10 protein-coding genes and 1 tRNA gene are annotated in these 10,636 nt (G+C 72.1%); 3 read left to right on the top strand and 8 right to left on the bottom strand.

Going from position 1 to position 10,636, the window contains the following annotated elements:
- The 7 genes from KN815_RS38785 to KN815_RS38755 form a co-directional block, all read right to left on the bottom strand.
- Positions 1-195, bottom strand: a 195-nt coding sequence (locus KN815_RS38785; protein ID WP_216346504.1) for a hypothetical protein, incomplete at its 3' end; no start/stop codon positions are given.
- 40 nt (positions 196-235) lie between these two features.
- Positions 236-964 carry an IclR family transcriptional regulator gene (locus KN815_RS38780; RefSeq protein ID WP_253209504.1) on the bottom strand — a complete coding sequence of 243 codons (729 nt, stop codon included), beginning with the start codon at positions 962-964 and terminating at the stop codon, positions 236-238.
- Positions 965-968: 4 nt separating this feature from the next.
- Complete coding sequence (locus KN815_RS38775) at positions 969-1,712, bottom strand: thioesterase II family protein (protein WP_216346502.1); 744 nt, start codon at positions 1,710-1,712, stop codon at positions 969-971.
- Positions 1,713-1,868: 156 nt separating this feature from the next.
- Positions 1,869-2,678, bottom strand: coding sequence for a helix-turn-helix domain-containing protein (locus KN815_RS38770; RefSeq protein WP_216346500.1), 810 nt, complete (start codon positions 2,676-2,678; stop codon positions 1,869-1,871).
- A 125-nt stretch (positions 2,679-2,803) separates the two neighbouring features.
- Positions 2,804-3,532 (bottom strand): helix-turn-helix transcriptional regulator, encoded by a 729-nt coding sequence (locus KN815_RS38765; protein ID WP_253209503.1) that lies wholly within the window; start codon positions 3,530-3,532, stop codon positions 2,804-2,806.
- Between the two features lie 651 nt (positions 3,533-4,183).
- Complete coding sequence (locus KN815_RS38760) at positions 4,184-4,441, bottom strand: LysR family transcriptional regulator (protein ID WP_014061570.1); 258 nt, start codon at positions 4,439-4,441, stop codon at positions 4,184-4,186.
- Positions 4,442-4,859: 418 nt separating this feature from the next.
- Positions 4,860-4,932 (bottom strand) — tRNA-Thr (locus KN815_RS38755).
- 176 nt (positions 4,933-5,108) lie between these two features.
- On the opposite strand from KN815_RS38755, the gene KN815_RS38750 reads away from it, so the two are divergent.
- The 3 genes from KN815_RS38750 (at position 5,109) to KN815_RS38740 (ending at position 7,965) form a co-directional block, all read left to right on the top strand.
- A complete protein-coding gene (locus KN815_RS38750; protein ID WP_216346499.1) occupies positions 5,109-6,245 on the top strand; it encodes an ABC transporter ATP-binding protein in 1,137 nt (378 codons plus the stop codon).
- Between the two features lie 367 nt (positions 6,246-6,612).
- Positions 6,613-7,032, top strand: coding sequence for a hypothetical protein (locus tag KN815_RS38745; protein ID WP_216346498.1), 420 nt, complete (start codon positions 6,613-6,615; stop codon positions 7,030-7,032).
- Positions 7,033-7,164: 132 nt separating this feature from the next.
- Entirely contained in the window at positions 7,165-7,965 is an 801-nt protein-coding gene (locus tag KN815_RS38740; RefSeq protein WP_216346497.1) for a nucleotidyltransferase family protein, read from the top strand.
- A gap of 1,507 nt (positions 7,966-9,472) precedes the next feature.
- On the opposite strand, the gene KN815_RS38735 is transcribed toward KN815_RS38740, so the two are convergent.
- Positions 9,473-10,636 (bottom strand): DoxX family protein (locus KN815_RS38735; RefSeq protein ID WP_216346496.1); only part of this gene is annotated, 1,164 nt, incomplete at its 5' end.

Genomic DNA, 10,636 nt, shown 5'->3' with positions numbered 1-10,636 from the left:
TGGCGCCGTCGACGGGCAATAGCCGCCCGTCCACGCGCACCTCCACCGGTCCGAGGATCCCGAACTCCACCTGCCGCACTGCTGCCTCCCCACGGCCTCGGTGTCGTTGAAGTTCCGGACCTTGTACGGGCCCGAGGCCAGCGGGGCCTTGTCGTACTTCTCCTTGGTGTCCTTGGCGGGCTTCGGCCCGACCACCCCCGCCCTCGTCCCACCCCGCCCCGCCGTCCGCGAGGCGTCAGCAACCTGACAACTCGGCGATCCGCACCGCCGCGTCGATCGCCTCACAGCCGAGCTGATGCCCCGGATCGCGGCCCACCCGGCTGATCGGCCCGGAGAGCGACAGCGCCGCGATCACCCGGCCGTCCGGGGAGCGCACCGGCGCCGATACGGTCGCCGTGTCCGGCTCCCAGCCCCCGACGCTCTGCGCCCAGCCCCGCCGCCGTACGCCGGAGAGCATGGCCGCGGTGAACCGGGCCCCGCGCAGCGCCTCGTACAGCACCTCCGGCTCCTCCCAGGCGAGCAGCACCTGGGCCACCGCCCCGGACTTCATGGGAAACGCGGTGCCCACCGGCATCGGCTCACCGCCCAGCGCCTCGGCGGCGGCCACACAGATCCGCATCCGGCCGCGGCGCCGGTGGAGCCGGGCGCTCGCCCCGGTCCGGGCGCTCACCTGCGCCAGCACCGGGCCCGCCTGGGCCTTCAGCCGGTCCTGGCGGGCCTCGACGACCATGTCGCCCAGCCGGGGGCCCAGCGCGTAGTGCCCGTGCCCGTCGCGGGCGACCAGTCCCAGCCGCTCCAGGGCCAGCACCAGCCGGTGCGCGGTGGGCCGTTTCAGACCGGTGTCGGAGACCAGCCGGGCCAGTGTGGCCGGACCGCCCTCCAACACGCCCAGCAGCAGCGACGCCTTGTCGAGTACGCCCACTCCGCTCATCAGCGGCGGTGAGGTCATCGTCGAGTGGGCCATGAGCTCAGCCCAGATGCCCGGCGAGCGCGCGGACGACGGCGTCGCGCTGCTCCACCAGGTAGAAGTGGTGCCCCGGCAGCACCCGCAGTTCGAAACCGGCCGGTGCCACCTCGCCCCAGGCGGCCATGTCCTCCGCGGTGATATGCGGGTCGCCGTCCCCGACATGGGCCACCACCGGGCAACTGACCGGCGCCGCGCTACGGGGGCCGTACGTCCCGACCGCCTTGAAGTCCGCCCGGAGCGCGGGCAGCACCACCTCGCGCAGATCCGGGTCGTCCAGCAGCGCGCCGTCGGTGCCGCCGAGCCCCCGCACCTCCTCCAGCAGCGCCTCGTCGCCGTCCAGGTAGGTGGTCCGGGGCGTCAGCTTGTGCGGGGCCTTCCGGCTGGAGACGAAGAGCGCCTGGAGGCGGATGCCGTACCGGCTCTCCAGCCGCAGCGCGACCTCGTACCCCACGGACGCGCCCATGCTGTGGCCGAAGAGGGTCAACGGCACGTCCGCGAAGGGCAGCAGGGCCGCGGTGACCTCGTCCGCGAGATCCTCGATGCGGTCGATGCCCGGTTCGACGAGCCGCTCCTGGCGGCCCGGATAGCGCGTGGCGAGCACTTCCACGCCGTAGTCGAAGGCGGTCCCCCAGCCGTGGAAGAACCCGGCGGAACCCCCCGCGTGCGGCAGGCAGACCAGCCGCCTGCGCGGCGCCGCCTCGGCCCCGTATCTGCGGAACCACTTGCTGTCGATGCCGACGGCCATCTTCTCCACGCACCTCCTCGTCATCGTCGGCCGATCCCCCGTCGCCCTGGTGACCCGCCCGCATTCCTTGCGGCCAGTTCTAGCCGTGCCCCGACGCACCGGGCAACGGCCCGTCATGAAGCTGCCGTGGGCAACTGAAAAAAATGCGATGGCGTATCACCGTCGCTCGCCGGGGGATTGCGAGATGAGCAGACCGAGTTCCGCGGCGCGCACCCCGGCCTGAAATCGTGAATTCGCCCCGAGTAACGCCATGATCTCCGCGACATATCTGCGGTAAGTGCGTACGGACATGGCGAGTTCCCGGGCCGCGACCTCATCGGTCACCCCGGCCCGTAACCGCTCGAGTATCTGCTGTGCGATATCCGCCCGCGTCTTGTCGCCGAATTCGATGCGGTCGGAGACCTCGACCGCGTTGCGCCACACCCCGTCGAAGAGCGCGACCAGCGGCTGGATGACACCGGGGGCGCGGACCACCGAGGCCCGGCGGCCGGCCACCGACGCGGCGCACACCAGCGCGTGCTCGTTGTCGGCGATCACGGCCACCAGCGCGGGGATCCGGGCCACCCGGGTCCGTACCCGCGGTTCGGCGGCATGCGCCGAGACGAACCGCCAGTCGAGCGTCGAGGGCGTGCACAGCAGCCGCACCCGGGAGGTCTTCCGCGCCGCACCGGACAGCAGCCCGGTCAGGGCCTCATGGACCGCCTCGGAGTACGCGGGCTCCGCGGCGAGCACCACATCGACGCGCGTAGTGGCATGGGTGACCAGCCGCGCCGCCGTCTCGACGGCGTCCTCATGGGCGTCGATGACGTCCACCAGGGAGTCGCGGTGGAGCTGATTGCGGCGTCTGTCCACCGTGGACGCCAGGAGCGCGCTGACTTCCAGCAGCTCCCGTTCGAATTCGTCGGCGGCCTCGACCGGAACGAGGTCGACCTCTCGACGGCTGCTGCCCGAAGCGCTCTCGGACATCCCGGATGGCACACCACTCACCCCCGTGTGAGTTCTTCATCGCGTATCAACGGCGGAACACCCGCTCGTGTCCGCCCAGCGGCGCGGCCCGACCCGCACCGCGCCGCACCGCGCCGCCGGGCGGGTCAGTCGGCCGTCGACAGCAGACCCAGCTCGACCGCCCGCACCCCCGCCTGGAACCGGGAATTGGCCCCCAACGCCCGCATGATCTCCGCGACATGGCGCCGGTAGGTGCGCAACGAGACGTCGACCTCACGGGCCGCGACATCGTCGGTGTAGCCCTTGCAGAGCCGCTCCAGGATGCGCCGGGCGGACTCGGTACGCAGCCGCTCGCTGATCCAGCGGTGCTCCGCGGGGCGCACCGCGCCCGACCACGCACCGGCGAACAGCAGATCCAGGGCCCGGACGGACGCCGTGTCCTCGATGACCGACACCACATCCCCTCCCCCGCGCTCCGCGGAGGACCGGACCATCGCCACGCCGCCGTCCACGATCAGCATCTCCATGACCGCGTCGACGACCTTGACCTGCGTATTCACACCGCTTTCCAGGGCGGCCCGGATCGCGGGGTCGGCGAGCGAACCCGGCGTGCACAGCAGCCGCACCGGAATGCGCTCATGGTCCGGCCCGTTCAGCCGGCGCAGCGCCGAGAGCATGACCTCGGCCCGGTCGCCGCCGGCGGGGAGCGCGATGCTGATGCCGTGCCGGGCCCGGTCGACGATCGCCTCCACGGCGTTCGCGACGGCCGCGTCATTCCCCTTCATCGTCACCACGGCGTGCCGGGCCACGGTGCGACGGTGCAGATTCACCGTCGATTCGATCAATTTACGGGCCTGGAGCAGTGCCTGCACCACACCGTCACGCCCCGGTTCGGGGCCGCCGGCTCCCGAAGCCGCGCCTATCGCCGCCTGTTCCCCCGCTCTCGCGGAAACAGGCGCCATCGCCAAACCTGCCACGCTAATTACCCCCGTTATGACACAACGATCACCAGCGGACCTCGGACCGGTAGGCCCGGGATGCGGCTGGGAGGTTGAAGTGAGTGACCATCCCCCTGAATGGCCAGGTATGTCCCGTCGATAAAGGTTGAAAGACGGAACACTTCAATCATCGATGCGCGGCCGACAGTAGTTCCCACTCCTACGCCAGTCAATGCATCCGAGTTGGCCCAGAAAGAGCAGGTGGGCCGCCCCCTTAACGCCCCCCCTTGGCCCCGCCACGCGAACCCCCGAAGTTGTCAGCTAGCTGTAGCGCGCCCCCCGGGCCCCGCCGCCGCCACCGTCGCGATCATCACTGTACGCATCGGTCAGGAGGCTTTCAGCGAGCGTCCGGGCGGTGTCTGTCCTGTTACTGCCAGCCATCATAGGGAATCGGAGAATGACTCCGACAGGCCGCGAACCAGCAGGTCATGCCGCTCCAAACCATGTGGCGAACATCCACATGAGGAGTTCCTGATTCCTGGGTGACGGTCGCCACAATCCGGACCGGAGTGGCGATTGCCGCATGCGTCAGGCCGCGGCGCAGACGCCCTTCATGCTGTCGATCAACGCGAGCACCGCACGTGCGGACGGAAGAATCATGCGACCTTCCCTGGTGAGCTGCGCACCGGTGGAGTCGCGAGTGAAAAGCTTGGTGCCCAGCATCTGCTCGAGGCACTTGATTTGGTAGCTGATGGCCGGTTGTGAATAGCCGAGCGCCTTGGCCGCCTGATCCATACGCCCTATCTCTGCGATGGATACGAAAGCGCGGAACTCCCGCTCATGCATTTTGCCCCCTGTCCGGCGACCACCGACCGGTGGCCGTCGAGAACCCGTCGCCAAGAACGCACGGGTTATCCGATCCGTCGAGACCATATCAACGTACTCAATCTCGGAAGGCAACATCCGGTGCAGGAAGCTGCAATGCGACGGGCCGCGAAGACTTCTCAGATGCGGAACATGCTGCAACACCGGAGGTGAAGAAGGCGGCGCCGAGGAAAGTTCACCCCGCGTTCACCGCACACGGCGCGAGTGCCCGAACGCCCGCGCGGAACCCTCCGGGAGGTGCCACCGCCCGCCCGGCCGCGGACGGCCGCCGCGACACCGGCCGGTCCGGTCACGGACGACGCGCTTCACCCGTCACGAAAGCCCGCCATCGTCGATGGCGGGCTTCGTCATTCAGCCGTGGATCGCTGCCCGGGCTCAGAGCCGACTGTCGGGTTCGAACCGACGACCTTCGCTTTACAAGAGCGGTGCTCTACCAACTGAGCTAAGTCGGCGTCCCCAGCAGTGTACCCGCCCCCGGGACGTGATCCGTTCGAAAATTCCCGGCTCCCGCCTAGAGACAGGGCCGCCCTCTGCGGTATAGCGTCACGCCAATCCACCTCCGGTGGACTAGACCCCTCCTTTACTCGGATCGTCCGGCACGTTCCTGCCGGTGAAGGGACAGATCGCCATGGCCACTGTCACGTACGACAAGGCGACCCGGGTGTACCCGGGCACCGAGAAGCCCGCCGTCGACCAGCTCGACATCGCCATCGAGGACGGCGAGTTCCTCGTCCTCGTCGGCCCCTCCGGCTGCGGCAAGTCCACCTCCCTGCGGATGCTCGCGGGACTGGAGGACGTCAACGGCGGCGCCATCCGGATCGGTGACCGGGACGTCACCCACCTGCCGCCGAAGGACCGGGACATCGCCATGGTGTTCCAGAACTACGCGCTGTACCCGCATATGTCCGTCGCCCAGAACATGGGCTTCGCGCTCAAGATCGCCGGCGTCAACAAGACCGAGATCCGGCAGAAGGTCGAGGACGCGGCGAAGATCCTCGACCTCACCGAGTACCTGGAGCGCAAGCCGAAGGCGCTGTCCGGTGGTCAGCGGCAGCGGGTGGCGATGGGCCGGGCGATCGTCCGGGAGCCCCAGGTGTTCCTCATGGACGAGCCGCTGTCCAACCTGGACGCCAAGCTCCGTGTGCAGACCCGTACCCAGATCGCCAGCCTTCAGCGGCGGCTCGGGATCACCACGGTGTACGTCACCCACGACCAGGTCGAGGCCATGACCATGGGCGACCGGGTGGCGGTGCTGAAGGACGGCCTGCTCCAGCAGGTCGACTCGCCCCGCAACATGTACGACCGCCCCGCCAACCTCTTCGTCGCGGGCTTCATCGGCTCGCCGGCGATGAACCTCGTCGAGGTGCCGATCACCGACGGCGGTGTGAAGTTCGGCAACAGCGTCGTCCCGGTCTCGCGTGAGGCGCTGAGCGCCGCGGCCGACAAGGGCGACCGCACGGTCACCGTGGGCGTCCGGCCCGAGCACTTCGACGTGGTCGAGCAGAACGGCGGCGCCGCCAAGGCCCTCACCAAGGCGTCCGACGACGCCCCGGCCGGTCTCGCCGTCACCGTCAACGTCGTCGAGGAACTCGGCGCCGACGGCTATGTCTACGGCGCCGCCGAGGTCGGCGGCGAGGACAAGGACCTGGTCGTCCGCGTGAACGGGCGCCAGGTGCCGGAGAAGGGCGCGCAGTTGCACGTCGTGCCGCGGCCGGGCGAGATGCACGTCTTCTCGACCTCCACCGGGGAGCGGCTCACCGACTGAGGCCGCCGGCCCGTCAGTCGTTCCGACGGCGCCGTCCGTCCGCTGCACGCGGACGGACGGCGCCGTCGCGTTGTGCGGGGGCGGTTGTTGCGTCGCGCGGGGGCGGTTGCCGTGTCATGCGGGGGCGGTTGCCGCGTTGCGGGGAGGGGCGGTTGCCGCGTTGCCGCGTTGTTGCGTTGTTGCGTTGTTGCGTTGTCGATAAATTCCCTGACATTTCGACTATTTCGACCACGAGCGTCAACCCTCCAACCACCAAGGGTGGTTTTCCATCACCCAGCCTGGTGACGGAATGTCGCCAAATCGTCGCTCCTCGCTACGATCACCGCGTACCGCAGTCCCGTACCACCCACCCGCGAGGAACTACCCCGTGAACACCGCAGCCCGCCGTATCGGCAGAACACTCGCTCTCGTCCTCCCCGTCGTGCTCGTCCTCTCCGGCACCCTCGCGGTCACCCGCGTCCCCTGGGCCTCGCCGAGCGCCGAGTCGCAGATCCTCACCGCCTCCTCCGACCGGGCGTCCACCCACGCCACCCACCGGGCCCCGCATGAGCTGCTGCGCGACCGGCTGCTGGCCGAGCTCCAGGAGAAGAACCCCTCCGTGGCGCTCACCCACCTCCAGGCCGCGACGGCCGAACGGCCCTCGCTCGCCCAGCACTGCGCCTCCATCGCCCGTGCGCTCGGCCGCGCCGCGGTCGCCAAGTACGGCGGTGTGGGCCGCGCCCAGGCGTACGCCCGGCCCGTCTGCGACACCTCGTTCGCGTCCGGTATCACCCAGGCGTACCGCTGACCGCGTCACCCGTCCCGCCGAGGCCGCGCGGCTTCCGCCGGGGCCCGTACCGCCCGGGCTCTTCCCGCTCTTGCCGCCGTTCCCGCTCCGGCTCCGCCTGCGGCGGTCCTCCCACCGCATATGGTGCGGTTCATGAGCGATGACGACGAGCGCAGACCCGGGCATCCCCACCAGAGCGCGCGCCCCACACAAGCCGTCGTCCTGGCCGGAGGCCAGGGCTCACGGCTGCGTCCGTACACCGACGACCGCCCCAAGCCGATGGTCGAGATCCCGGGCACCGGGACCCCGATCATCGGCCATCAACTGGCCTGGCTGGCCGCCGAGGGCGTCACCGACGCCGTGGTCTCCTGCGGCCACCTCGCCGCCGTCCTCCAGGACTGGCTCGAGACGGCGGACCTGCCGCTGCGGGTGCGCACCGTCGTCGAGAAGGAGCCGCTGGGGCGCGGCGGCGGCCTGAAGTTCGCCGCCGCGAGGCTCCCCGAGCCCGACCGGCCCTGGTACGCCACCAACGGCGACATCTGGACCCGCTTCTCCCTCCGCGACATGGCGGACTTCCACGACGAACGCGGGGCCACCGCCACGCTCGCCCTCGCCCGGCCGCGGATTCCGTGGGGCGCGGTGGAGACCAACGAGTTCGGGCATGTCCTGGACTTCATCGAGTCGCCGCCCTCGCCGTATCTCATCAACGCGGGCGTCTACGTCTTCTCCGCCGCCTTCACCGCGCTGCTGCCCGACCGGGGCGACCATGAACGCACCACCTTCCCGCGCCTGGCGCGGGAACGGCGGCTGGCGGGCTTCCCACTGCCCCAGGGCGCGTACTGGCGAGCCATCGACACCGCCAAGGACCTGACCGAAGCCGCCAAGGAACTAGCCTCAGGCCCCCCACCCCACGGCCACGGCCCCTTCGAAACGACCCCGGTCCCACACGCCTGAGCGCCGCTGCGGGGCAGGCGGGGGCTCCCAGTCCTGGGGGCTCCGGCGCCCGGGGACTTGGGCACTCGGGTGCCCGGGGGGCTTGGACACTCGGATGCCCGGAGGCTCCGGGGTCCGGTGCTCGGGGGCTTTGGGTACTCGGGTGCCCCGGGGCTGCGGGGCGTGCCCGGTGCTTGGGCCCCCGGCTGCCCGGGGGCTCCGGGGTCCGGTGCTCGGGTGCCCCGCTGCTCGGAGGCTCCGCCGCCCGGTGGCTCCGGGGTCCCATGCTCGGGGGCTCCGCTGCTCGGGTTGCTCGGTGCCCCCGCTTGCCCGGTACTCCGGGGCCCGCTGCTCAGGCGCTCGGGAGCCTCGCTGCCCGGGTGTTCCGGGGCCCGCTGCTCGGGTGCCCCGCTGCCCGGAGGCTCCGGCGGTCCCGTGCTCGGGAGCCCCGCTGCTCCGGTGCTTGGGCGCTCCGAGGCCCGCTGCTCGGGTGCCCCCGCTGCCCGGAGGCTCCGGCGGTCCCGTGCTCGGGAGCCCCGCTGCTCCGGTGCTTGGGCGCTCCGAGGCCCGCTGCTCGGGTGCCCCCGCTGCCCGGAGGCTCCGGCGGTCCCGTGCTCGGGAGCCCCGCTGCTCCGGTGCTTGGGCGCTCCGAGGCCCGCTGCTCGGGTGCCCCCGCTGCCCGGAGGCTCCGGCGGTCCCGTGCTCGGGAGCCCCGCTGCTCCGGTGCTTGGGCGCTCCGAGGCCCGCTGCTCGGGTGCCCCCGCTGCCCGGAGGCTCCGGCGGTCCCGTGCTCGGGAGCCTCGGTGTTTAGACGTTCCGGGGGTCCGCTGCTCAGGTGCCCGGCCGCGCGGACGCTCCGGGGCCCGGTGCTCAGGTGCTCGGATGCCCCGCTGCCCGGAGGCTCTGCCCACTGCTCGGGGGTTCGGGCGGTGCTGAGCGCGGCTCGTCGTCGACCCGCGGGACCGTCGTCCCCGCGCCCGCGGGCTACGCGGTGCTGAGCGCGGGCACGGGCGTCGTCCGCCCGCCGATCCCTCGTCCGCCTGCGGACTCACTGCCCGCTCGCAGGCGAACCAGTTGCTGAACCCGGGCACGGGCCGCCACCCGCCTGCTAACTCGCCGCACGGGCTTGCCGCCACAGGCTCTTCGTCCGCCCGCGGGCGACGCGGCGCTGAGCGTGGGCACGAGCCGCCACCCGCCCACGGACCCGCCGCACGGGCCTGCCCCCAGGGCTTACCCCCACGGACTCCCCGTCCGCCCGCAGGCGACGCGGTGCTGAGCGCGGGCACCAGCCCGCCGCCCGCTCGCTGGTCCCTCAGCCCCCTGCGGACTCACTGCCCGCTCGCAGCCGAACCAGTTGCTGAACCCGGGCACGAGCCGCCACCCGCCCACGGACCCGCCGCACGGGCCTGCCCCCAGGGCTTACCCCCACGGACTCCCCGTCCGCCCGCGGGCTACGCGGTGCTGAGCGCGGGCACCAGCCCGCCGCCCGCTCGCTGGTCGCCCGGGGCCGTGCCCCGTCCGCTCCGGCTCAGCCGAGGAGGCCGCCCAAGGCGGCCTCCTCGGCGGCGGGGGCGCTGTCGTTGGGCGTGTTGTCCTCCGGCGGGCCACCCTCCGGGCCGCCCGCGGACATCCCTCCCCCCGCGCCGCCCAGCGACGACGGGCCCGCCGTCGGGGCCAGGGGGTGGCGCGGGGAGCGGGGGGTGGTGCCCAGACCCGGGCGCGGCCGCGATCCGTTGCTGGGGCGGTCGGACGTGCCGGACGCGGGCCCCGTCGCGCTCGGCACCCCGGAGGAGGACGTCGACGCCGAGGCGGACGGCTTGGGGCGGTGCGGCAGCCGCTCACGCGGCGACGGCGCTTCGGCCGATCCGCCGCCCGTGCCCATCGGCCCGCGCTGCCCGCCGCGCGGGCTCTCCACGGACTTGCTGGGCAGCGGCGAGCCGGGCAGGTTGTTCGTCGGCAGATCGCTCGGCTCCGGCGCCTTCACGACCTCCGAGGACCGTACGGCGGTGCCCAGCATCGAGCCCACCAGCAGCGTCAGCCCGGCGACCACCATCGCCATCACACCGCCGCGGCGCAGCACCCGGCGCCGCAGCTCCCACAGTTCGGCCCGGGGGCCGAGCCGCCGCCATGCCTCACCGGCGAGCCGGGCGTCCGCCGAGTAGACCGGCGCGCCCGCGATGACCAGCGGGCTCCAGGCGGCGAGGTAGATGATGTCGGGCGCGTCGTAGACGGGCACCGTACGCCAGCTCACGGTGAGGATCAGCGCGGCGGACAGCAGCGCGCCGAACGAGGCGGCCAGCCGCTGCCACAGCCCGAGCACGGTGAGCACCCCGACCACGATCTGGAGGAACGCCACGGTCAGCCCGGCGCCCACCGGATGCTCCAGCGCCAGGTCGCGCAGCGGCTCCGCGAACGGCCAGGGGTGCAGCGCGCGCAGCCAGGTGACCATCGAACCGCGCTCGCCGCCGTCGAAGTAGACGGGGTCGGAGAGCTTGCCCATCCCCGCGTAGACGGAGATGAAGCCGAGGAAGATGCGCAGCGGGAGCAGGACGACGCCGAGGTTCATCCGGCGCCCGGGGTAGTAGGCGTGGCGTACGGACTCGGCGTGGCGGCGCGGACGCGGCACCGGGGCGCTCCGCTGCCCGTCCCCGTCGCCGTCGGTGGCGCCCGGCCGTCCGGAGGGCGCGCCGCG

It is taken from the genome of Streptomyces niphimycinicus (genome assembly GCF_018883605.1).
GTDB classification, from domain to species: Bacteria; Actinomycetota; Actinomycetes; order Streptomycetales; family Streptomycetaceae; genus Streptomyces; species Streptomyces niphimycinicus.
The sequence above is the reverse complement of the archived record's forward strand: the minus strand, read 5'-3'. Positions and strand labels throughout refer to the sequence as shown.

What these genes read in the sequence shown, in the direction of transcription:
- KN815_RS38750 (WP_216346499.1), top strand. Translation starts at nt 5,109, where the DNA reads ATGGCCACTGTCACGTACGACAAGGCGACCCGGGTGTACCCGGGCACC.
- KN815_RS38775 (WP_216346502.1), bottom strand. Translation starts at nt 1,712, where the DNA reads ATGGCCGTCGGCATCGACAGCAAGTGGTTCCGCAGATACGGGGCCGAG.
- KN815_RS38740 (WP_216346497.1), top strand. Translation starts at nt 7,165, where the DNA reads ATGAGCGATGACGACGAGCGCAGACCCGGGCATCCCCACCAGAGCGCG.
- KN815_RS38770 (WP_216346500.1), bottom strand. Translation starts at nt 2,678, where the DNA reads ATGTCCGAGAGCGCTTCGGGCAGCAGCCGTCGAGAGGTCGACCTCGTT.
- KN815_RS38780 (WP_253209504.1), bottom strand. Translation starts at nt 964, where the DNA reads ATGGCCCACTCGACGATGACCTCACCGCCGCTGATGAGCGGAGTGGGC.
- KN815_RS38760 (WP_014061570.1), bottom strand. Translation starts at nt 4,441, where the DNA reads ATGCATGAGCGGGAGTTCCGCGCTTTCGTATCCATCGCAGAGATAGGG.